The organism is Stenotrophomonas sp. CFBP8994 (assembly GCF_034044835.1).
GTDB classification, from domain to species: Bacteria; Pseudomonadota; Gammaproteobacteria; order Xanthomonadales; family Xanthomonadaceae; genus Stenotrophomonas; species Stenotrophomonas rhizophila_A.
In genome coordinates, this window is sequence record NZ_JAXCWT010000001.1 from 75323 (window position 1) to 98225 (window position 22903).

Below are 22903 nucleotides of genomic sequence, written 5' to 3' on the forward strand. Positions count from 1 at the left end.
AACATTCAGAAAGACTCGAATTGCGGCTCCGCGCATGCCGAGTAGATCTTCCTGCAGCCTACACCGCCTCCCTTGGCACAAAGATCGAGCGATATCTTCTCGGCAATCTCAACCGTCGCGCCCCGGCCAAAGCTGGTCCCACCGTCTCCGGTGGTAGGCACCGACGCAGCAGCGCACTGATTCTTGTATGTGAAGGCGACCTTACACGATGCTCCGCCGCTACTGACGCAAACAGCCTCCGCGTCTCGCGACGCGGCAGCTTTAGTAAGTCGTCCGGTTGCTGCACCGGATGCTCCCTCCGAAGAAAGCGCTATGGCGCCCCATGTCTTTAACCAACGGCCTGTGGCTCGAGGTCCGCTCCCTTCAGCGTTACCACCGGCTGGGATCGGGGCACATCCTTGCACACCTTGCCCGCCAATTGGGTATGAGCCCGGAGGACACGCCCCCTCAGCGTGCACAGCCCCGGAGATGCCAAACACTGCAATACCGAACAGTGTGATTGGCAGAAGAACACGTGCTGACCATGTTGAACTCATCGCTGGATGCTCCGACGGCACTTCATATAACAAATCAATCACTCTTCGCTGCAGCACCATATTTGCCACTGGTCACTACACTTTCAGGGGCTGCGGAAGGAATGGAAGGCGAGTAGGCACGTGCGTTGCTCACTTCCCCACCCTGAGAAGCCGACGGCGCTGGCGGCGGCGGTGTGTAGGAGCCCGGCGGCTGGCCCTGCGGACCAGCGGCTGCCGAGCCACCTATCTGCGAATATGCCATGAAGCTGCCCAGGGTTCCTTGGAAGAACATCGCGGCCATTGGGGGCGCAGTCAGGATCAGCGTCGTGAGGATCAACCCCATGCCGCCCTGCTGCATGGCCTGGCTGGTCATGCCGTCGCTCATCGCGTCTTTCAGAAAGAAGCTGTTGATCAACGACGAGGTCCAGAAAGCGGCCGAAACACGTATGACCATGTCCAGCGCGATCGACACCATCGCCGACAGCACCGCCATCGAGAACATGGTGCCTATGCCGTAGAACAGCCACTTCTGGAAGAACTGCTTGGTCTGGTCGAACAGCAGACACAATATGAAAAGTGGTCCGAAGCCGATGAACAGGGCGATGGCAACCTGATAGAGCAGCAGCATGGCGCCAGCGGTCACCGCCGGGCCGCCAGTTCCAATGCCGATGAACCACATGGCACGTGTTTTTTCCTCGCGCAGGCCGCCATCATCCAGCACTTTGATCGCATCGATACTGGACAACGCCACCTGCATCCAAGCGAGGCTCTTGTCGATCTGGTCTTCGGCGGTGCCGCTCTTGCCGGTGACAACGCGGGTGATGAGGCCACCAACGTCCTTGGTCAGGAAGTCGCTGACGCTGCTGCCGAACATCGCCATGGACGTCGCCACGCTGATGATCAGCGCCGCGCGGGCCATGTTGGTGACCAGCACCATCATCGAGTCGCGGCTCTGGCCAGTGACGATCCGGTAGCCCTGCACGAGCACCCACAACGTCATCAGGATGAGGGCAATCCCACCGACCCAGGCCATCATGCGGCCCATCATCTCGATGCCGAAATCGTTGATGCGCTCGCGCAGGTAATCAAGGATCAGCTTGAAGAACACGAAGTCGCCAATCGACTGGACACGCACTGCGTAGCCCAGCAGATCCTGCAATCCGCCTGAGAAATCAAAAACGTTGGCAATCGACCTGATCGACATTTCCACAATCCCTTGGTGATGCTGCTACTGCATTGGGTCCGGCAGTACCTTGCAGACCCGCTGTACCTGCGTGAATACTTACTTGACGCTCAGCGCGCCCTTCAGCGCGGCGGTCTTGACCAGATCGCCAATGACATTCTTGGTGGTGTCGCCCTTGAGTGCGTTCTGGGCCACCACCTTCTGGTTACCCTCCATCACTTCGATGTAGGCATCGTAAGAGCGCATCCGCGACTGCCAGATCTGCGACTGGACCGCCAGGTCATTGGCCATGCGCAGCGACTCACTGTCGGTGCCCTGCACGTTGCCCTGGTTGTTGTTCAGAATGCGCAGTTTGAAGATGCGGTTGAGCGAGGACTCCATCTTCGGCACCGAATAGGTCATGAACATCACCGCTTCGTTGTATTTGCGGTTCTGCATCATGCGGATGTTCACGCAGATCTGGGTCTGCTGTTCCTTGAAGTCGTCCTGCGGGTTGAACACGAAGGTCTTGAACAGCCCCATCGGGCTGAAGTCCGCCTTGCTGCCACAGGTTTCCCTGACCAGGTAATTCTCGCCTACCGGGGTCAGGTCAACGCCCTGCGGCATGCCGAAGTCGTTCAGCACCGCCTGCACTTCCACCAGCGCCTGCGCATACTGCTGCAGCGTGCGGATCCAGCGGGTGCGCTGTTCGACGTACTCGGCCGCGTCCTGCGCCTTGGAGGCGTACGCGGTGATCTCGGCCTTGTAGGTGTTGATCTGGTTCATGATCTGCTGGTACACGCTCGGGCCGACTTCGACCACGGGCATCGTGTAGGCGGGCGCGGGCGCGTTGCACATCAGCACGGTCACCAGCGACAGGGCGGCCAGGCGGAAGCTGAAGTGACGGCGGCGGGTCGTGTTCTTGTTCATGGCAATGTCCATAATTATCTCCATCGAATGCGGCGAAAGCCTGTCCCTGATCGGCCGGGGGACCGTCAGGCAACGGCGTCCTGTCGTGTCCCGGCGGGCTTTCCAGAGCCCTTGCGCTTCCTGTAGAACTCACTGAGCCACTGGTCCGGGGTGAGGTCGGCCTGCGATACCTTCTCGCGCTGGGCGGCGTCGAGCAGGACGCGGTGCATCACGTCGATATTGTCGGTGGAGGCCGAAATCACCGACAGGATGTCATCCATGCCACGCAGGTTGAGCTGGCACACGCTGGCGGCATGGCCCTGCTTGACCAGGAAGCAGCGCGAGCGCTCGTCCAGGGCGGTGACCACCTTGAACTCGGACTCGGTCAGCTTCAGGCCGTCGATGTAATCCGAGCGGCTGGCATTGGGGTTGGGCAGCAGGATCAGCGTGGCGGTCTGCTCGATCAGCGCCGCGGCGATGTCGCTCTTGAGCGCATCTTCCGGGCTCTGGGTGGCGAAGATGCCCATGCCGTTCTGCTTACGGATGGTCTTCTGCTTGTTCTTGGCGAATTCCTTCAGGCCGCCCTCGCCGTCCAGGATCTTCCAGAATTCGTCCATCACGTAAATCAGCGGGCGGCCGTCGATCAGCGATTCCAGGCGGTGCAGCAGGTAGTTGATGACCGGCACGCGCACTTCGGGGTTGTCGATGATGTCGGTGTAGTCGAAGCCGATGATGTTGGCGCGGCTCAGGTCGACGGTGTCGACCGGGTTGTCGAACACCCAGCCCAGCGAATTGCCCGAGGTCCACTTGCGCAGGCGCGCATACAGGCCGTCGTCGCCCATGTTGGGCAGGCTCTTCTGGAAGTTGGTCATGCTGCGCAGGTGCATGGGGGTGTCGAGCATGTTCTCGACACCGCGGAAGATGTCCTCTTCCTCGCGGGCGCTGTACTCGTGCTTGTTGGCCAGCACCTTGATCAGGTCGGCCAGGAACTGCACGTTGGCCTCGTTGTTCTCGCACTGGAACGGGTTGAACCCGGTGGCCTGGCCGTTCTCGAGCGCCAGGTAGTTACCGCCACAGGCGCGCACGAAGATCTCCGCGCCGCGGTCCTTGTCGAAGAAGAAGATGGTCGGCGACGGGTCGTACTTCTGCACCTGGCTGAGCAGGAAGTTGATCAGCGCGGTCTTACCGGTACCGGACTTGCCGATCACCATGGTGTTGGCGATGGCCTTCTCGCCCAGCGAGTTCTCCGACGGGTGGGTGGCGTGGAAGTTGAAGTAGTACGGCTGGCCGTTGGTGGTCTGCAGCGTGGTCACGCAGTCGCCCCACGGGTTGTTGTGCTGCTTGCCGGTGGCGAAGTTGTGCAGCGGCGACAGGCCCAGGAAGTTCAGCGAGCTGATGTTGGCCAGGCGGGTGCGGTAGCGCCAGTTGGCCGGGAACTGGGAATAGAACGAGGCGGTGACGGCCAGGTCTTCCTTGGTCGACACGAACCCGGCGTTGGACAGCTCGGCGCGGGTGGTGGCGATGTTCTGCGAGAGTTTTTCCTGGCTGTCGGCATAGACGGCCATGATGAAGTGGTACTCGCCCAGCACGAAGTTGCCGGAGGACAGCTGGTCCATCGCCTGGTCGAGCTCGACGATCTGGCTGACCGCCTTGTCGCCGGAGGAGATCATCATGCCCTTGGTGCGGTCGAGCACCTTGAGCGCGTCCTGGCGGCCCATCGGGCTGAACGAATGAGTGATGACGTATTCGAAGTCGAGGTACTTCAGGCCGTTGAGCACGCCCGGATAGGTGCCCTCGGCGTATTCCTTGATGTTGAGGATGGCGCCGAAGTGATTGACGCCGTTGGGCGTGCTGATCACGAAATCGCCGGTCTTGGCCGAGAACATGTGGCGGCTGATCGGCAGGTAGTCCTTGACCGGCGCGGACAGCACCGGTACCGGCTCGTCGACGCGGTTGAGCAGGTAGCCGAAGAATTCCAGGGTCTCGGAGAACACCATGCCGTTCTTGGCTTCGTACATGCCCATGCGGTACGGCGAGTAGTCGCGGATCACCGCTTCCACGTTGCCGGCCATTTCCAGCAGCTTGGCAACGGCCTGGTCCTGCTCGGCCTGCAGCTGGGTGATGCTGGAGGACTTGTCCATGAAGCGCTTACCGGACACGACCGGCCGGTAGATCATGGTCAGGTACAGCTCGTTCTGCATGATGCGCTGCGAGGAGAGCATGCCCATGTACTGGTCGGACACGTCCTGGTTGAAGCGCTGGGAGAACTTGCTGCTGCCTTTGAGCTGGCGGCGACGGCGGATGTCGTGCACCCAGAAGGCGACGTTGACGAAATCCGGTGCGCGCAGGGTCTGCAGCAGTCGATTGAAGGTGTTGTGGCGGTGTTCGAGCTCCCAATCCTCGCGCCCCACGAAGGGCAGGCCTTCCAGGTGCCAGGTCAGCAGGAAGTCTCCACCCGTGGTCTTGACGACCGTCGGCGCCACATGGGACGACAGGGGAATGAATTCGCTGATCGAGGTATCGGGACTGAACATGGGCGCTTCCAAAGGGTGCTGCGGGGATGGTGCGGGGCCTGCACCGGGCAGGCGATGTGATCGCCTGCCCGGCCTGTTGCGTGCCGTGGTCAGTCCGACGGCGGCGGCTTGTCGCGGTAATGGTTGGGCGTGAACACCCACATTCCGTCGTGCTGCTGCAGGTTGCGCGCGCGGAACTTGAACTGCAGGCGCAACCCGATCAGGCGGAAGATCATTTCATCGCGCTTTGCCATGTGACGCAGGATGAAGATGGCAATCGGGATGGTGATCAACAGCCGCATGTCGATGTACATGCTCAGCAACAGCAAGCCGCCTGCGACCAGGAAGAACGGGACGTACGGAACGCCCAGAAACATCGCTGGCCGCGTGCAGCCGCGGAACAGGACGTTCTTATGCACTGTAGTACTGGACGGCGTTCATGATGGCGCCGGTGGCGCTGCCGGCGCAGGAGCTGGAACCGCCGTCACCGAGCAGCATCTTGGCGATCTGGCCAGCGGCGCCGATCAGCAGGCCACCGATCAGGATCGGAGCCACGTCACCGATGCGCTTGTGGGCGAAGGCGATCTGGTAGCCGGCGAAGATGACGGCGATGGTCACCACGGCGATGGAGGCGATGTTCAGCAGGCCGTTGATGTTGGAGAAGAAGCCGCACACCTTGGTGTCGGTGCCGCCGAAGTTGGTGGACTGGGCGAACACGTCCGGCACGAACACGGCAGCGGCGAAGGCAGCGGCCATCAGCACGGTCTTCAGCGTGCGCTGGGCCTGGGCGATATCGAGGTTGTTACGCTTCATGGTGGGTTTTCCTTGTTGATGGTCTAACACGACTGGATCGGTCCTTCAGAACACGAAGGCTTCATCCCCAGCGGGGATGTTCTGTACCGGCATGGCCTGCGCAGGTGCGGCCTGCGCGGGTAATGCCACCGGGGCATTGCGTTCACTCCAGGCGCGCACCACGACCGGGCCGGCGTCGTTCTGTGCCGGCATGGGCTGCGGTGCGACTGGTTGCTGGGCGATGGGCTGCGGCGCGGGCATCTGGGCGGCCTGCGGCTGCGGCACCACCTGGTCCATGGCCCCCATCACCACGCGTGACAGCGCGGCGTCGGCGGTGCGGACCAGGCCACCGCGCACCATCGCGCCGGTGGAGGGGTAGACCTCGTAGGCACGCGCCGGATCCACCGGCACGACGGTCTGTGCATACGTGGGCGAGAGCGCCTGCATGGCCTGCACGCGCGCTTCGGCCACGCCCTGCGGCTGGCCGCTGAACTGCGGGTGGTGCGCCACGTCGACCACGCGGCGCTGGGCACGGCTGACCACGTCGATCGGCGCAGCACCGTTGGCGGCGACCATGGTGCCGCGCTGGCGCGAAATGGACGCGAACACCTTCTGCACGTAGCCGTGGCGGAAACCGGTGGTGAAGTTGCCCGAGTAGTAACAGCTGAAGGACTTGCCCCAGTCCTTGCCCGAGCGGCCATAGCACTCGGCCAGGATGCGCGAGGCGGCCTGGAGGTTCGGGCATTGCTGGAACGCCTTCTCGTACGAGTCCAGCCCGTACTTGGCCAGGTTGTAGCGGTTGACCTGGGCCAGGCCCACCGAGAAGTTGTAGCCCTTCTCTTCCAGCATCCGCACGGTGGCCAGGGCCTCGTCCAGCTGCTTGGGCTGGCGGACCAACGCGCCGCCGACCACGCCGATGGCGTACGGGTTGCGCGACGATTCCACGTTGATCACGTGCTGCATCACGTCCATGGACACGGCCATTTCCGGACACGCCATGGCTTCAAGACCGGGCAGCATCAGGCGTCACTCCCTGCGGCCAACGCGCGTTCGGGGCTGAAATCGATGCCGGTGATGTAGCGGCTGCCGGCATGCGCCTTGATGTGCACGACCACGTCGATGGTCATCTTCAGCAGGCGCTTGATCACCGAGAACTCCAGGCCGGAGCCTTCGGCCGAGGCCTTCACCATCAGGCCCAGCTGGTCCCAGGTCTGTTCGGGGCTGCCAGCGTGGCAGCTGGTGATCGAGCCGGGATGGCCGGAGGCGCAGTTGCGGATGAAATAGAACGCTTCATCGCCGCGAAGCTCGGCCAGGATGATGCGGTCCGGCTTCATGCGCAGGCACGCTTCCATGCAGCTCTTGGCGGTGACGTTGCTGGCGCTCTGCCCGCCCTTGGAGTACAGCAGGTGCACCACGTTGGGCTGGCTGATGAACAGCTCGCGCGCATCTTCGATGGTGACCAGGCGTTCGTTGGCCGGGATGTGGTTGACCAGCGACTTCATGAAGGTGGTCTTGCCGCTGCCGGTGGCACCGGATACCACGATGTTCTTGCGGTACTGCACGGCCTTGCGGAAGAACTCGGCGTAATCGCGGTTCTGGCGCAGGGCGAGCAGTTCCTGGTCCTGTTCGCTCAGCGCGTGGCCCTGCTCCAGGATCTGGTTGAAGAACCCGTCGCTCTGGTACTGCTCCAGGGTCTTGGTGTGCTTGGACGGCAGGCGGATGGTGATCGACACCTTGCCGGCGTCGCACGCCGGCGGGATGACGAACTGGGCGCGCTGGCCAGTCGGGAAGGTCAGCGACACCACCGGATCGACGTCGGTGATGCGCTGGCCGGTGTTGCTTTCATTGACCACGGCGGTACAGAACTGGCGCGCACGCTCGAAGGTCAGCGTGGGAACTTCCACACGCTGCCATCCGTCACGCGTTTCCAGGTACACCTCGCCCGGACGGTTGATGCAGATTTCCGTCACATCGGGCGAGGTCATGTACTGGTGAATGCCCAGGACCTCGTACTGGTACCTGAGAAACTCACTGGAAACGTCGGCTACAGGGGCCACTTCGGCGTCCATGTTCTGTCCAGGCGATCAGCGGCGGCGCGGCAGCACGTCGCTGAAATCGACGTCCTTGGCCACGTAGACACTCATCACGGTGCCTTGGTTGATGGTGACGGTGGGCGGGCGACGCTCGCTCATCGCTTCGTTGGCCAGGCGCTCCATGCTGCGCGCGGTGGCGCTCTCATAGGGCGACTGCACGGCAAAACCGCTGCTGCTGATGGTGGTGGTCTCCGGGCCGTGTTCGGCCGCGGCATATTTGAAGGCGTCCGCGATCAGGCTGATCATCAGCGCCGAGGCGATACGGCTGCCCCAGTGGGCGCTGTAGTCGCCCGGGTGGCCCGCGCCACCGAGCTGGTCGATACCCGGGCTGGACATGGCCACGTCGATACCGTTCGGCGTGGTGATGCGGTCCCAGATCACTTCGACGCGCTTGCCCTTCGGGCCGCCGCCATACGCACCGTAGATCTTCGAACCCTTCGGCAGCAGCAGGCTGCGGCCGTTGATCGAATACACCGGTTCGGTCAGCAGGCACGAAGTGAAGCCGGAGACGTCGGTAATGATGCGGGTTTCCAGCACGCAGCGCAGGTAGGTGCCGCGCACCAGCAGCGCATCCGGGCTGCGGATGAACGCAGCACTGGAGACGTCTTCGACGTCGGGACCGCGGCGGACCTTGGTCGGTGCCGGCTGCTGCGCACCCGGCAGCTGCGCCATCATCGCGCGGGTGTACTCGTCATCGGGCCGGCCACCGAGGCCACCCTGCCCTTCCGCCCCACTCGCCCCATTGCTGCCGCCCACGCCGTTGCCCGACGCCATGCGACGGTCCAGCAGCGACGGCTGACGCGGTTCGTTGGACATGCCCATGTCACTGGGAATGGCCGGCGGCGTGCGGTACGAGTTGTCCTGTTCCGGCGGCGGCAGCGGCGGCAGCATTTCGATGGGCTGCGTATCGGCCACCGGAGCCTGCGGCAACACCGGCTGCGCAGTCGGCAGTTCAGGCGTGGACACGCGCGCCTGTTCGTTGACCTTGGCCGGACCGTCCTGGTCGTCGCTGCTCTTGCGCAGCAGCAGGAAGCCCATGGCGATGATCAGCACCAGGATGCCACCCAGGAACGCCAGCGCCTTGCGGTTCAGGCGCTGTTCCTCGGCCGAGCGCAGCTGCGGCGCGGCGGCATCGAGGTTGGGGTTGTTGTCGGCCACGTTCTGGCCGTAGTACGGGTTGCTCGGCGCGTCGCCGTCGTCGCGGCCATGGTTCGGCTCGTTGCCGGGATTGTTGTGCTGGCTCATTTCTTCACGTTCCTTCGCAGACCAACGACGTTGTCACCGTGACGGATGACCAGGTAGGGATAGGTGCCATGCACGATGAGCGAATTGCCCTCCACCGTCGTGTTGACCACGAAATCCTCACCGTACTCGCTCTCACGGCCGAACACCGCCGGGAAAATGCCCGTCTTGTACTCCGGCGACGCCGGCAGTTTCAGGTAGGTGAAACGGCCATCGTCGTAGGCATTGACCGGGATCAGCCAGCCCATCTTCTTGGCGCGGCGTGTGGAGTACGAATAGTCGAAGTTGTACTGGCGATCCTTGGCCAGTTCCGAGCTGAGCAGCGGCTTGACCTCTTCATCCACCGCCTGCTGGGCGGTACCGAACTCGGTATCGCTGGGATAGCTGAAGGCGATCTTGTACTGCACGCCGGCACGGCGCGCCTGTTCGAGCTGGCGCCAGTCGGTGGCCACCACCTTCAGTTCGAAGATGTACGAATGGGTCTCGGTGCGCACCATCATGTTGGTGTCCACGTCGACGTTCTTCGGCTTGAGGTAGAACACGTTTTCGCGACGGGTCAGCTCCCAGCCGCTGCTGAAGCCGGTGCTGTAATCCAGGATCTTCTCGTTGGGGCTCAGTTCGATCTGGGTGGTGAGACCCAAGCCGGTGCGCACCGGATAGATGCGGTCCTGTTCGTATTCGTAGTGGTCGACCACCTGGGCCTTCGCAGGCGCGGAGACCAGGGACATCATCGGCACCAAGGCCAATGCGGCCCACCAAAGTTTGCTACTACTCATCGGTTGCTTGCTCCCTCAGCAGTTCCGGTGGAAATGTTCTGTGCCGGCACGTTGGCCGGTTGCCGCGGCGCGACTTGTCCTGGTATCGCCTGGCCCGGCACTGCCTGCCCGGGGTATTGCTGCTGCATCGGCTGCGCGGGGACCTGGCCCGGCACCGTCATCTGGCCCGGTACTTGCTGCCCCGGCACCACCATCTGGCCGGGGACGGCCTGGGCCGGCACCGCAACCGGCTGGCCGGTGGCCGGGTCGATCATGGTGGCAGTGGCCGGGTTGTTCGGGTCGTACACCGGCGCTGCCGCGGCGGCAGCCGCTGCCGCCTGTGCCGCCTGCGCCGCAGCCGCCTGGTTGGCCTGCCTGGCCATATCGGCGTCGTCGGGCACCGGCACGCCACGGGCGTAGTCGTTGTCGACGCGGTATTCGGTCACCTGGAACGCCAGCGGATTGAGGATCCGGTCCTGTTCGCTCAACGCCAGGTCGGTGCGGTAATCAAAACGCATCGTGACCAGCTTGTTGTCCAGGAACTGGGAGACCCCGGTGGTCTTGTCGAGCAGGCTGCGCTGGATGCGCACCGAGGCGCCGCGGAAACTGCCATTGCCTTCGGCGGCCAGCGGCGTGATGCTCAGGATCTTGACCCGGATCGCCTTGTTGGTGCCGTACACGAACACCGGGTTCTGCGGATTGTTGTTCGCATAGCGCTGGCGCTGGGTGGCGGCGACCGGCTCGGACGACATCGTGAACACCAGGTCCCAATCGCGCAGGCCCATCACCGCCGAGTCGAACGACTCGCGCGCCAGCACGTACTGGGCCACGTTGCTGCGGTTGATGGCTTCGTTGGCGGTGATCGATCCGTCACCGAAATTACCCGCCAACCGGGCCACGGTTGCGTTGCCGGTGTAGGCGTCGGCCATCACCAAAAACGGCACCTTCTCCTTCAGCGGCAGCATGTAGTAATAGCCGCCGGCCAACGCCAGCGACATCACCAGTGAACCGGTCGCCACCCACCAGGCGCGGCGCTCGCTGCGGCGCGCCATGTCGGCAACGGTCAACTCGTAGCTCACCGCCTTGGCGACCGCCTGGTCGACCTTGGGGGTGTTGCCTGTTTCCTTCTTTCGGAACATGGGGTCATCCGTACTGCTGGAACATCAAGGGGCCGCGGAACTCAGCTTCCGCTGGACGCGTCGACACTGCCGGCGGCAGCGGTCGGCGATGCGGCGGAGGCGGACTGCACGACGATCTGGTTGCCGACGATGGACACCGACACGCCCTGCCCTGCATAGGCGGCAGTGAGATCGATCATCGCCTGCTGCGGATTGGTGGTGCCGATCGTGGAGACCGCGCCATACAGCGTGTAATCGGAGCTGATGCGGTAATCCAGCGTCATCCCCGAATCCTTGGCCCAGCGTTCAAGCATGGTCTTCAAGGTGCCATCCATGGGCGAGGCCTGGTACACGTAGCTGGTGTACAGCGGAATTTCCATGGTGGTGCTGGCGAAGCGGTTCACCGGCTTCCAGCGACCGCCAAAATCCGGCGCGTCGGGAGTCGCACAACCGGCGAGCAGCAGCACGGCAACGGCGGTGGCAACGCTGATGGATCCCTTTGACAGAAACGCTTGCTTCATACGAACTTCCCTATGACGTACGGAATAGCGGCTTTTAACCGGGAAAAAACGGCAACACGCTGGCGTGTCATGGCCTGCGGTCAGGCCCGACAACGCAGCGTTGGATGCGAGCAACACCTTTCACCGGTGCAACCGGGCCCCCGCCCCGTCTGGTGTGTAAACGCCCCGAACGCCTGTCCGGCCCCTGCGCCTGCACACCCAACCCGAGAAAAGCCATCCATGTTCCTCTTGACTGCTTCAGTGCATGTCTTCCAGCACTGGTCTCAACAACAAATTCATGACGTACAGAACGTCCATCACAAATACGATGCCACACATTCGCGTCAAATCAACGTCAAAAGCGACAATTTTTTAACGTTCATCCCGCGTTTCTTTGACGCACGTCACACGCCTTCACATATGACGGTTACAGATCCAACGTCGGCACCGACGTCTTCGGCAACAGACGCGATGTGAAGTAGCGGTCCTGGTAATACTTGATCTTGTCGCACTTGACCGGATGCGGAATGCCCTCGTAGAGGAACACTTCGTGATCGTTGCCCATCGCCTTCAGCTCCTGCGGCAGCATCAGCGCGCGCCGCTCTTCGGTAAAGCTGTGGGTCTTTTCACGGGCGTGCGTGACATTCTTCCTGCGCACGGTGGTGTAGCCGAGCATTTCCGAATAGTCGTTGGCATCCTGCTGCTCACGCGGCGCGTAGAGGATCTGCAGGGCGTGATTGGTGATGATGGTGCGCGAGACGTCCCTGCCGTAGGTGGCGTCGAGCTGGGCCATGCTCTGGATGATGGGCAGCAGGCGCACGTTGTAACCGGCCATGTAGGACACCGCCGAGGCGATGATGTCCACCTTGCCGATCGCGGTGAATTCGTCCATCAACAGCAGGCACTGGTACTTCAGGTCCGGGTTGGACTTGGGCAGTTCCTTGGTGTTGAGGTTGATGATCTGGCTGAAGAACAGGTTGATGATCAATCGGCTTTCAGCCAGCTTGTTGGGCTGGATGCCGATGTAGATGGTCATCTTCTTCCTGCGCAGGTCGGTCAGCAGGAAGTCGTTGGCGCTGGTGGCCTTGTCCAGCACCGGGTTGATCCAGGCGTTCAACGGCTCCTTGAAGGTGCCCATGATCGACGCGAAGGTCTCATCGGCCTGCGACAGCAGGTTGGCGAATGCCGAACGCGCATTGCCGCTCAGGAACTTCTGTTCGGACAGGGCCTTGAGGTACTTCTTCAGGTCGCTGCCATCGCCGGTGGACAGGCGGAACACCGCGCCCAGCGTCGGCGTGCCCTGCCCGCCGGGGAAGCCCTGGCGACGCTCGTCGTCCCAGTTCTCGAACAGGTACAGGGTGAAGGCCATGAACGCATTGCGCGCCTGGCTGATCCAGAACTTCTGCTCGTCCGAGCCATCCGGGTACAGCATCGCGGCGATGCTCATCAGTTCCGAGACGCGGAAGGCCTGGTCGTCGGAGACGTAGCTGAGCGGGTTCCAGCGATGGGTGCGGCGGTCTTCGGCAAACGGATTGAACAGGAACACCTCATGGCCCTGGCTGGCACGCCAGCCGCTGGTGAGGTCGAAGTTTTCCTGCTTGATGTCCAGCACCACCACCGACTCGCCGTACTCGAGCAGGTTGGGAATGACCACGCCCACGCCCTTGCCCGAACGGGTCGGCGCGGCGAGGATCACGAACTGCTGGCCGCTCAGGCGCACCAGCTTGCCGCCGAAGCTGCCGACCACGATGCCGTTGTCGGTCTTCTTGAACAGACCGTGCCTGGCCAGGTCGGCGGCGTCCGCGAAGCGGGCATCGCCGTGCAGGGATTTCTTCTTCGGCTTCAGCACGAAGAACAGCGCAACCAGGCAGGCCACGATCGGCAGGCTGAAACCCACCACGCCCGCCGCTTTGATCTTGGTCAGGTACGGCGCAACCGCCGGCTGGTCCATCGCCTGGATGTACTGGTAATAGGTATTCCACTTGAACAGCCCGGTATCGAGGCCGAGCAACAGCAGCGTGAGGTAGCCGGCAAGGCAGTAGCCAACAAGTGCGGTCAAGAGGATGACAACAGCGGTGACAACGATCTTCTGCGTGGACAAACCCAATCCTCCATGACGCGCCCGAAGGCGCTACGACTGACGCCGACGCCTGCGTGGCGCCGCGCGTGTACCGGTTGCTTCAACTTCCCCAAGGGCCGTCTTCGCTTCCTCGCGCAACAGCGACCAGTGCAGGTGCGCCTCATCAAGCGACACCACATCGGTCAGCCGCGCGCCGTCGGAAGTGAGGACGGCGAAGCCGAACACATCGGCCGGACTGTAGACCGGCGAATATGTCAAAGCCACCAGCTGAAACCTGCCATCTACCCGCAGTGCGTGAGGGAATTGCACCATCACGCACGCTCCCTCGGGTCGATGCCAATGCGCGCATGCTAATGCACGTTTACGGCGATGCCAATCAGAAATTACTTACAATACAGCTGTGAATACAGGTGTACTCGCAACAATGTTGCGCGTGGCGGGACAATGTAACGAGATCGCGCTCAACACTCATCGCAAGCCGTGAAGATAGCGTGTACGTCCCGCACGTCTCACCGCGGTCAGTTGTTGTCGCCGGGGTTGCGGTGCATGGGACACATGCACCCACTCACCGAATTCTTCGATGAGCTGGTCGAACGGAAGTTGCAGCGTGACGATGCGTCGCGCCAGCGCCATGGAGCTCATCCCCTCCACCTGGATGTCTGCGGCCTGGCCACTGCGGTGCTGGCTGCCAGCGACCCCGCCTACGGCGCGATTGACCGCGGCCGAGCGGAAGCCGGACGTGATGTACACCGGTTTACCAATTGAATCGCGCAACGGCTGCAGCACGTTTGTAGCCAAAGCCTGTAGCGCGGCGAGCTCTGCACGGTTGGGCACGTTGGGCAGCCCTGTCGCGGTCCGGGTGAACTCTTCTAGATGGAAGTTCGGCGTCAGCAGCATCGGCAACCACACGCGGAATGGGATGGTCCAAGCGTGCAGCGTGCGCACCTCGCGGACGTGAAGGTCGCGTGAAGAAAAGGCGAAACCGATCCCCGGTTCCAGCGGCCACGCCACAGCATTCCAGCACCGGATACCTTGATTCCGGCCATATGTTGCGCCGCAGCAGTACAATGGGCCGCTTCATTCTCCGCCTGCTGCCCATGAGCCCCACTCCCCTCCCCCTGGCCGCGCGCCTCACCGCGCGCCAGCGCACGCTGATCATCCTGGCGCTGTCGCTCGGCGGCTTCGCCATCGGCACCAGCGAATTCGCCAGCATGGGCCTGATGCTGGAGATCAGCCGCGGGCTGTCGATCAGCGAGACCCAGGTCGGCCACCTGATCAGTGCCTATGCCATCGGCGTGGTGGTGGGTGCACCGGTGCTGGCCTTCGCCGGCGCGGGGTATGCACGCCGCACGTTGCTGCTGGGCCTGATGGGCTTCTATGCCGTGGGCAACCTGGCCAGCGCGCTGGCCCCGGATTACCTGACGATGTTGATCGCCCGCTTCATCGCGGGCCTGCCGCACGGCGCCTACTTCGGCGTGGCCATGCTGGTGGCCGCCGCGATCAGTCCGCCGGCGCAGCGTGGCGCCGCCGTATCGAAGGTGCTGCTTGGCCTGTCGGTGGCGATCCTGGTCGGCAATCCGCTCACCACCTGGCTCGGCCAGCAGTTGAGCTGGCGTACCGCGTTCGCGCTGGTGAGCGTGCTGGCGATTGCCACAGTGCTGATGATTGCCCGCTTCCTGCTGCCGGACCCGGATGAAGTGCGGACCTCGCCGATGCGCGAACTGCGCGCGTTCAACCGGCCACAGGTGTGGCTGGCGCTGGCAATCGGCTCGGTGGGCTTTGCCGGCATGTTCTGCGTGTTCACCTACCTGGCGCCGACGCTGGTGCAGGTGACCGGCCTGGCCGAGTCGTGGATGCCGGTGGCGGTGGGCATCTTCGGCATCGGCGCGATCATCGGCAATGTCGCCGGTGGCTGGCTGGTGGACCGCTTCCAGTTCCGGGCGGCGGCGATCGTGCTGCTGTGGTCGATCGTGGTGCTGCTGGCCTATCCGCTGGCCGCCAACTCGGTGTGGACGATCTTCCCGATGATCATCGCGGTAGGCACCATGGGCGCCCTCGCCGCCGTGCTGCAGACCCGCTTGATGGACGTGGCCGGCGAAGCGCAGACCCTGGCCGCGGCGTCCAACCATGCCGCGTTCAATACCGCCAATGCGCTGGGCCCGTGGTTCGGTGGCCTGGCCATCGGCGCCGGCTTCAGCCCCGCCGTGACCGGCTATGTCGGTGCGGCCACCGCGCTGGGCGGCCTGTTGTTGTGGGTCGTGGCAGTACTGGTGCAGCGCCAGTCGCGCACTGGTGCGGTGGTGGCCTGCGAGCGCTGATCCGCGAACGTGGCGCCGCGCTGAAGAAGCCCCGCTCCGGCGGGGCTTTTTTGTTGGGATTTTCCTATCATGGCGCCCCCCCCTCCCCGATGCCGGCCCGTTCCGGTACGTGGCCCGCTTCCCTGGATGTACCGATGATCCACGACTGGTCCCCTTCCCCGTGGGGCCGACGCCTCTCGCGTTCGCCGGACTGGCGGCTGCGCCGGGTCGATGACCGTTTCGAGCTCACCGTCGACGCGCAGGTGTATTCCCTGCCGGTCAGCGCAACCCAGGCGTGGCACCTGCAGCGCGGTGCGGTATGGACCACGCTGTGCATGGCGACCGAAGAGGGTGAGCTTCGCCTGGGCGGGCTCCCCAACGCGCAGGCGCACGAACTGGAAGCGCTGTGGAGCGCCAGTGCGCAGATCCATCGACAGGACCACGCGGTGGGCGAGGCCAATGCAGCGTTGGCGCAGATCCGTGAGTGGCTGCAACAGGTCGACGCGGTGATGGCGGGTGCCGATGCCGCGGGCCGCTGGCTGACCCAGGAACACCAGCATGCGCTGCTGTACGCGCGCCCGGTGCTGGCGCTGGACGACGATGCGCTGTGGGCGGTGTTCGACGATCCTGCGCTGCGCCCGCAGCTCGCGGGGACCGCTGCGGTGATCGAGGACGACCTGCTGCGCTGGTCGGGCGACTGGACGGCGGTGTGGGCGTCACGCAATGAAGCGCACCTGCAACGCGAACGGACCGATGCGGCAGCACTGCTGAGCCACGTGGAGCGGCTGCCCCTCAGCGACGAGCAGGCACGCGCGGTGCTGTGCTTCGACAGCCGGATGCTGGTGGTGGCCGCCGCCGGTTCGGGCAAGACCTCGACGATGGTGGCCAAGGCCGCCTACGCCGTCGAGCGCGGCCTGATGGCACCGGACCAGATCGTGATGCTGGCCTTCAACCGCGAAGCGGCCGGCGAACTGCAGCAGCGCACCAGCGCCGCCTTCGAGCGGCTGGGCCTGCCTGCCGGCGACGTCACCGCCTGTACCTTCCACGCGCTCGGTCGGCAGATCATCGGCAAGGTCACCGGGCGCATGCCGGAGGTGCCTGCGTGGGCGGTGGACGCCGCCCAGGGATTCGAACAGCTGGCCGACATCATCGACCGCCTCAAGGACCGGTCGCTGCACTTCCGCACGCAGTGGGACATGTTCCGGCTGGTGTTCGCGCGCGACCTGCCGCCGCAGGGCCAGGCCGCGCCGGCCGACGGCTGGGACGCCGAGGGTCACCGCTATGTGCGCACGCTTCGTGGCGAACGCGTGGGCAACATCGAAGAATGCGTGATTGCCGACTGGCTGTTCTACAACGGCGTTGAATACACCTACGAACCGCACCCGGTGCTGGATACCACAACCGATACCTGGCAACCGGGGCGCGCGGACTTCTTCTATCCGGGCACCACGCTGTACCACACGCATCGCACGGGTGACGGCGCCGATCCGCACCCGCGCGGCCGCGATGCGCTACAGCTGCAGACCAGCAGCGGGCAGCTGCGCAGCGGCGCGCTGTTCGAGGCACTCGAAACGGCGCTGAGCGCGCACCGCATCGGGCTTGACCCCAACCCGGACCGCGAGCTGCCTGCGGAGGGTGCAAAGCCGATGCCGGACAGCGACCTCATTGGCCTGCTGCGTACCTTCATCAGCCACGCCAAGAGCAACGGCCTTGCCGTGGCCGACCTCGCCGAGCGCCTGCGCCAGCTGCCCGAGGACCGCTTCAAGCACCGCTATCGGCTGTTCCTCGAGCTGGCCACCCCAATCCTGCACGCGTGGGACGATGCGCTGGCCGCCGAGAATGCCATCGACTTCGAGGACATGCTCAACCAGGCCGCCGAACATCTCGAACAGGGCCGCTACGCATCACCGTATCTGCTGGTGATGGCCGATGAGTTCCAGGATGCCTCGCGTGCCCGTGCGCGGTTGTGCCGGGCACTGGTGGAGGCGCCAGGGCGGTATCTGTTCGCGGTGGGCGACGACTGGCAGTCGATCAACCGCTTCGCCGGCGCGGATGTGAGCTGCATGACCCACTTCGAAGCGACCTTCGGGCCGTCGCAGATCCTGCACCTCACCCGCACCTTCCGCTGCCCGCAGGCGTTGTGCGACGCCTCCAGCCGCTTCGTTTCAAGGAACCCCGGGCAGATCGCCAAGCAGGTGCGCTCGCTCGCACCGGTACAGGGCCCGGTCCTGCAGGCCTTCCAGGTGGCCGCGCGCGACCGCCTGCAGGATGCGATCTACCAGTACCTTCAGCGACTGCAGCAGCAGCTTCAGAGCGGGGCCATGGCGCCCGGCCGCGATGGCCGGTTGTCGGTGTTCATCGTAGGGCGGTACAACGCCGAGCGCGCGTTCCTTCCCTCGCACTGGGCGGCGCGTTTCGGCGCGCAGCTGCAGCTGAGCTTCCTCACCGCGCACCGCGCGAAGGGCGCCGAGGCCGATATCGTGATCCTGCCGGCCATGCTCGACCGCAGCTTCCCGAGTGCCCGCGCCGATGATCCGGTGCTGGCGCTGGCAATGCCGCATGCCGATGCGTATCCGCTCAGCGAGGAGCGCCGCCTGTTCTATGTCGCATTGACCCGCGCGCGACGCTCGGTGGTCATGTTTACCGTGCAGGGCAAACGCTCGCCGTTCCTCGACGAGCTGGTCCACGATGGCGCCGTGGAGATCACGGCCGCCAACGGCGAGCCGATCCGCGAGCAGGCCTGCCCGGCGTGCGATGGCGGGGTGATCGTGCAGCGCACCGGGCCCTATGGCGAGTTCGCCTCATGCTCGGGCTACCCGCGCTGCCAGTACAAACCGCGACAGACGGCGGCGGCAACGGCAACTGCACCACGGTAGCGCCACGCCCTGCGTGGCTGACGCATCAATCAATCAAGCAATCCCAGCAGCGACCGGTGCACCGCAACCCCGACCAATGCACCCTCGCCCACCGCCAAGGCGATGCTGCCGGCCATCCGCCCGGCATCACCACAGGCAAACACGCCCGGCACCGTGGTCTGCTTGGCCGAATCGGCCGTGATGCAGCCGGCATCCATCAGCTCGCAGCCAAGCTGTTCGGCCAGGTCGCAGGACAACGTCGACGTCGGCAGCAGGAACAGCGCATCGAGCACCACACGGCGGTCGTCGGCCAGCACCACGGTGGCCGTGTCTTCGACACGTTGGACGCGGGTCGATTCGATCACCACGCCGCATGCATCGAGCCGCTCGCGCTTTTCCGGATCGATGCTACCCGGGTCCGGGCAGAACAGGGTGATCTTTCCCCAGTCGCACAGCAGCAGCGCCTGCCCGACGCCACCATCCTTGGCGCAGCCGAGCACGCCGATGTTGCCTTCGTACAACTCATAGCCATGGCAGTAGGGGCAGTGGTAGACACTGCGGCCCCAGCGCTCGGCCAGGCCATCGACGGGCGGTAATGTATCGGTTACGCCATATGCCAGCACCAGCCGGTCGGCGGCGAACGTGCGGCCGTCGTCGCAGTCCACCTCGAACGAAACGCCTTCCTCCACGACGCGGGCGCTCGCGGCCTTGCCCTCCACCCAGGTCACGGTGGGATAGGTAAGCAGTTCGGTGCGCGCCTGCGCGGCGATTTCCGCCGGATGCATGCCTTCCCGGCCGATGAAGCCGTGCGCTTCGAGGGAATTGCGGTTGCGCGGCAGGCCATTGTCGATCACCAGCACGCTGCGCCGGGCCCGGACCAGCTGCAGGGCGGCCGACATGCCCGCGTAGCTGCCGCCGATGATGATGACGTCGAAATGGTCTTGCGCTGTACGGCTCATGCGCGGGTGGTACCTGTGTAGATGGATTTCGGCAGCATACGGTTGCCGCGTGAAGTACCGCTCACGTGCTTGCGGCACGCAGCGTCAAATGAACAGTTGCCTAGTGTTCGCGCCGCGTGAGGCCGGGATTCACTGCTTCGCTACCGGGTTCCAAGCAGGATCGATTCACCCACAACGGGTTCAACCACGAGGTAATTGAACATGGACAAGAATCGTACTGAAGGCGCGAAGAACCAGGTCAAGGGCACCGTGAAGGAAGTAGCTGGCAAGGTGACCGGCGACAAGTCGCAGGAACTGGAAGGCAAGGTCCAGAAGGAAGTCGGCAAGGTGCAGAGCGACGTGGGCAAGGCCCGCGATAACGCGCGCCATTGATGCCGGTGCCACGCATGGCGTGGCATTGCGTCAACCTCATGAAAGACGCCCCTTCCTGGGGCGTTTTCTTTTTGCGGTTTTCTGCTTCGACATCCGGCGCTCTCCGCCAGATACGCAAAACGCCTGCCGGTGCTGGTCATACACCGTCAACGCGACAGGGGCATGCTGAATGTTCGTGCGGGAGAATAACTATGCGGATATCGGGCAGTTTTCTTGCAGCAAGTGCTGTCACGCTGAAGGTAGGCGTCTTGTTCTGGGTCCTGGTGGCCTGGCGGACTCCGGGGCGCGAGCCTTGGGACGCGCCCGCGTTCTGGACCGTCGTCTATCCCATCGCACTGGGGATCGCCGCGGCTCTAGGCGCGTGCTTTCCCCGGCATGCGTGGCTGTGGGGCCTGCTGTTCATGGCGCTGCAGGTGCCAGTGGCGGCCATGGCGTCGGGCTTTGGCCCGATGTTGCTGGCCGGACTGGTATACGCAGCGGTGCTGGCGGTGCCCGCGATGGCTATCGCGGCAGCGGTGGGGGCGCTGCGTCGCCGCCTGCATGAGGCTTGAGGCACAGATCGCCAAGGCCGCCGCCGCGCAACATCCAAGCACATTCATGTAGTTCAGCTCCTAAAGCGAAGGGTTTGGTAGGAAGTGAACGACAGTCCTTGCTATAGCAGCAATGGGGAGCGCGATGCTTAGGGCCCGGGTCAAACGGTTGCCCGCATTGGCTTGGAATGGAATCCAGATGACTAAAGCGATAGTGATCAGCGAGAAGATCACCACTGCTTTGCCGCTTGCCATCATCGCCAGAGACAAGGCGATAAACGCAAACAACTCAAGAACAAGTTCGATGTAAGTACGTCTATTCATCTTTTTCCGTCTTGCTTGGGCTGGGAGTCGTCCATGACCGCGATGGAAGCTTGCAGCCGACAAATGCTATCACGACTCATTCGCAATTGAGGCGGATCCAAACAGGCCACTGTCAGACTGCCTTGAGTGAAAGCTTGGCTTCCACATACGCGACAAGCTCAGACTTCGATATGGCGAGACTGCGAGCACATTTTGACCGTGGATGGATTCCACAGCGCCAGGGCTCTCGATCTGCCACTGCTCGTTGACCGTGGCGTCTGGGGAGCCGCTCCGGTTCAACGTGGGCTCCTGTAACTCCCCGGCGCCCGTCAGTCGAGTGATGACCAAGTCAGCATCCGTCTTGCTGAGCTTGACCACGCGTTGACCCTTCAACTGTGCGAAGAGTCGAGCACAGCTGATGAAAGGACGACCGCACGCACGTGGCCTGGGCCAGATCTTTGGTCCGGAGGGTACGCTTGATAAGCCGGCAGTCGAGCACGACGCGAAGTTCGACGGGGACTCGCTGGACGAAGGACCAGCGGCCGGTGGCGGGCCGGCTCAGACGACGAGCGATGCGCATGCGAGTGATTCCTCTGCATGCTTCCTGCCTTCCAATCGACTCAAACTAAGATTTCAATCCAGATCACTTTTTCAGGATCTAGTGGCGGAGAGAGTGGGACTAAACGATCCCAGCACTAACCTATTGATATTAAGAAGGAACTCTAGCCGGAATGTGTCCTGGTGAGTGTCCTTCGAGTCTATTGCCAAAGTCCCATTGACTCAAGCACAGCGATGTCGACTGGCCTTAGTTAGGGCGTCAATTTAATCGGCCGCCGCTGCTTCAACACCTGAATTGACGTCAAAGGTCCATCCGCACCCAGAGCAGACAATCGAATTTTGCTCGTAAAGCTTGAACAAGGACTCGTTGTCTGACAGCACGGGCTCAGTGCAATTCGGGCAGTCTAAATCCAGCTCGTTAAGCATAGATCTGATCTCTGTCATGAGTTCGGTAGAGCCCAGACCATTGGAACGGAGATCAACCCAGTGCGCAAACCCAATCCGAGTTCTGACAAAAGTTAAATCCAATACGTCGTCTCGTCTTTTGGCGAAGCTGGACACAATAGCCTCAACAACATCAATCGTGTGCATGATCACAAGCGGAAGGTAGCTATAAAAGCCCTCCCATTGAGTCAGCCATGCCTCTTCTGTCGAAAATATGAAGTTGAAGTTAGCCGCCTCTGTCTCTAGACCTGGAAAGGTTGTTACAAGATGATTTGCTTTTTGAAAAAGGTCTTCATAGCCATAAGCGAACTGCTTGTTGTAGCGAAGGTCATACATAAGCTTGGGCTGCATCCAGCCCCCTAGCGACGTATTTTCCATCGCACGTGTGATGAGCTCCAATTTCCTCTTCTCACTCATCTTACTGATCGACTTCGCCTTAAGCTCTTCACCTTCGAACACCGTAAGCATGTCTTCTGGATCAGCGAGCAACCATTCAAGGTGAAGAAGGTTTTCTTTCAAAGGCTTCCTCAAGAGTGCGTATGCGACCGTGAGCTTGCCTTTCGCAGAGCACCTTAAAGCCTCATAGAGAAAATTTAAGAAGTCCCTGAGCAATGCAGACGTGAGCTGCTTGTAATACATCTCCTTGATTTCGTCACGATGGCCGTTTTCCGTCATCCACTTGAACAGCTCATCACCGCCAAGCCCCTCTTGAATGGGAGCGTTCGCAACAACCTGGACGGAAAAGATGTCCGCTTTCTCCCCCTCTTTCCATGTCGACACCAACTGATCGTGCAGGAAAAAGACGAAGTTATGACTGAAACGAAATTGCTCGGGGAGATTTCCGTAATCCACGCATGTTCCTAGTGAACGCCAGGCAAGGCATTGCCAATTCTTACGTCAGCTAAC

Annotated in this window: 23 protein-coding genes; 4 read left to right on the forward strand and 19 right to left on the reverse strand. The window is 62.9% G+C overall.

The window, feature by feature from the left end:
• Positions 1–5 precede the first annotated feature (5 nt).
• The 15 genes from SOM39_RS00400 to SOM39_RS00470 form a co-directional block, all read right to left on the reverse strand.
• Positions 6–596 (reverse strand): DUF4189 domain-containing protein, encoded by a 591-nt coding sequence (locus tag SOM39_RS00400; protein ID WP_320457159.1) that lies wholly within the window; start codon positions 594–596, stop codon positions 6–8.
• Positions 571–1719 carry a type IV secretion system protein gene (locus SOM39_RS00405; protein WP_320457160.1) on the reverse strand — a complete coding sequence of 383 codons (1149 nt, stop codon included), beginning with the start codon at positions 1717–1719 and terminating at the stop codon, positions 571–573. The genes SOM39_RS00400 and SOM39_RS00405 overlap by 26 nt, the downstream gene beginning before the upstream one ends.
• Before the next feature lie 78 nt (positions 1720–1797).
• Positions 1798–2607 (reverse strand): hypothetical protein, encoded by an 810-nt coding sequence (locus tag SOM39_RS00410; RefSeq protein WP_320457161.1) that lies wholly within the window; start codon positions 2605–2607, stop codon positions 1798–1800.
• Positions 2608–2672: 65 nt separating this feature from the next.
• Positions 2673–5120 (reverse strand): VirB4 family type IV secretion/conjugal transfer ATPase, encoded by a 2448-nt coding sequence (locus tag SOM39_RS00415; RefSeq protein ID WP_093535990.1) that lies wholly within the window; start codon positions 5118–5120, stop codon positions 2673–2675.
• A gap of 89 nt (positions 5121–5209) precedes the next feature.
• Entirely contained in the window at positions 5210–5518 is a 309-nt protein-coding gene (locus SOM39_RS00420; RefSeq protein ID WP_083214171.1) for a type IV secretion system protein VirB3, read from the reverse strand.
• Positions 5511–5912 carry a TrbC/VirB2 family protein gene (locus SOM39_RS00425; protein WP_068852724.1) on the reverse strand — a complete coding sequence of 134 codons (402 nt, stop codon included), beginning with the start codon at positions 5910–5912 and terminating at the stop codon, positions 5511–5513. Before SOM39_RS00425 ends, SOM39_RS00420 begins: the two co-directional genes overlap by 8 nt.
• A gap of 45 nt (positions 5913–5957) precedes the next feature.
• On the reverse strand, positions 5958–6911 hold the full coding sequence (locus tag SOM39_RS00430) for a lytic transglycosylase domain-containing protein (protein ID WP_320457162.1): 954 nt from the start codon (positions 6909–6911) through the stop codon (positions 5958–5960).
• A complete protein-coding gene (gene virB11, locus SOM39_RS00435) occupies positions 6911–7960 on the reverse strand; it encodes a P-type DNA transfer ATPase VirB11 (RefSeq protein ID WP_068852730.1) in 1050 nt (349 codons plus the stop codon). The genes SOM39_RS00430 and virB11 overlap by 1 nt, the downstream gene beginning before the upstream one ends.
• Positions 7961–7975: 15 nt before the next feature.
• Positions 7976–9229: a TrbI/VirB10 family protein gene (locus SOM39_RS00440; RefSeq protein WP_320457163.1), complete on the reverse strand. Its 1254-nt coding sequence runs from the start codon at positions 9227–9229 to the stop codon at positions 7976–7978.
• Positions 9226–10002 (reverse strand): TrbG/VirB9 family P-type conjugative transfer protein, encoded by a 777-nt coding sequence (locus SOM39_RS00445; RefSeq protein ID WP_093535996.1) that lies wholly within the window; start codon positions 10000–10002, stop codon positions 9226–9228. Before SOM39_RS00445 ends, SOM39_RS00440 begins: the two co-directional genes overlap by 4 nt.
• Positions 9999–11120, reverse strand: a complete 1122-nt coding sequence (locus SOM39_RS00450; RefSeq protein WP_095362703.1) for a virB8 family protein — start codon at positions 11118–11120, stop codon at positions 9999–10001. The genes SOM39_RS00445 and SOM39_RS00450 overlap by 4 nt, the downstream gene beginning before the upstream one ends.
• Positions 11121–11161: 41 nt before the next feature.
• Positions 11162–11620 carry a hypothetical protein gene (locus SOM39_RS00455; RefSeq protein WP_068852741.1) on the reverse strand — a complete coding sequence of 153 codons (459 nt, stop codon included), beginning with the start codon at positions 11618–11620 and terminating at the stop codon, positions 11162–11164.
• Positions 11621–12026: 406 nt separating this feature from the next.
• Positions 12027–13685 (reverse strand): type IV secretory system conjugative DNA transfer family protein, encoded by a 1659-nt coding sequence (locus SOM39_RS00460; RefSeq protein ID WP_414715848.1) that lies wholly within the window; start codon positions 13683–13685, stop codon positions 12027–12029.
• A gap of 45 nt (positions 13686–13730) precedes the next feature.
• Positions 13731–13994 carry a hypothetical protein gene (locus SOM39_RS00465; RefSeq protein WP_143584551.1) on the reverse strand — a complete coding sequence of 88 codons (264 nt, stop codon included), beginning with the start codon at positions 13992–13994 and terminating at the stop codon, positions 13731–13733.
• Positions 13995–14147: 153 nt separating this feature from the next.
• A complete protein-coding gene (locus SOM39_RS00470) occupies positions 14148–14690 on the reverse strand; it encodes a D-Ala-D-Ala carboxypeptidase family metallohydrolase (RefSeq protein ID WP_249832662.1) in 543 nt (180 codons plus the stop codon).
• A gap of 86 nt (positions 14691–14776) precedes the next feature.
• On the opposite strand from SOM39_RS00470, the gene SOM39_RS00475 reads away from it, so the two are divergent.
• A complete protein-coding gene (locus SOM39_RS00475; protein WP_320457165.1) occupies positions 14777–15997 on the forward strand; it encodes an MFS transporter in 1221 nt (406 codons plus the stop codon).
• A gap of 134 nt (positions 15998–16131) precedes the next feature.
• Positions 16132–18852 (forward strand): UvrD-helicase domain-containing protein, encoded by a 2721-nt coding sequence (locus SOM39_RS00480; RefSeq protein ID WP_320457166.1) that lies wholly within the window; start codon positions 16132–16134, stop codon positions 18850–18852.
• A 29-nt stretch (positions 18853–18881) separates the two neighbouring features.
• Here the strand turns inward: SOM39_RS00480 and SOM39_RS00485 are convergent, their stop codons facing one another.
• Positions 18882–19790: an NAD(P)/FAD-dependent oxidoreductase gene (locus SOM39_RS00485; RefSeq protein WP_320457167.1), complete on the reverse strand. Its 909-nt coding sequence runs from the start codon at positions 19788–19790 to the stop codon at positions 18882–18884.
• Positions 19791–19991: 201 nt separating this feature from the next.
• Between SOM39_RS00485 and SOM39_RS00490 the strand changes: the two genes are divergently transcribed.
• Both SOM39_RS00490 and SOM39_RS00495 read left to right on the forward strand, forming a co-directional pair.
• Complete coding sequence (locus SOM39_RS00490) at positions 19992–20162, forward strand: CsbD family protein (protein ID WP_068852760.1); 171 nt, start codon at positions 19992–19994, stop codon at positions 20160–20162.
• A 248-nt stretch (positions 20163–20410) separates the two neighbouring features.
• Positions 20411–20713, forward strand: coding sequence for a hypothetical protein (locus SOM39_RS00495; protein ID WP_306988268.1), 303 nt, complete (start codon positions 20411–20413; stop codon positions 20711–20713).
• Positions 20714–20773: 60 nt separating this feature from the next.
• On the opposite strand, the gene SOM39_RS00500 is transcribed toward SOM39_RS00495, so the two are convergent.
• The 3 genes from SOM39_RS00500 to SOM39_RS00510 all read right to left on the reverse strand — a co-directional run bounded on the left by SOM39_RS00500 (position 20774) and on the right by SOM39_RS00510 (position 22849).
• Entirely contained in the window at positions 20774–21016 is a 243-nt protein-coding gene (locus tag SOM39_RS00500; protein WP_320457168.1) for a hypothetical protein, read from the reverse strand.
• A 328-nt stretch (positions 21017–21344) separates the two neighbouring features.
• Complete coding sequence (locus tag SOM39_RS00505) at positions 21345–21575, reverse strand: DUF6538 domain-containing protein (RefSeq protein WP_320457169.1); 231 nt, start codon at positions 21573–21575, stop codon at positions 21345–21347.
• Positions 21576–21817: 242 nt separating this feature from the next.
• Complete coding sequence (locus SOM39_RS00510) at positions 21818–22849, reverse strand: hypothetical protein (protein WP_320457170.1); 1032 nt, start codon at positions 22847–22849, stop codon at positions 21818–21820.
• Between the last annotated feature and the right edge of the window lie 54 nt (positions 22850–22903).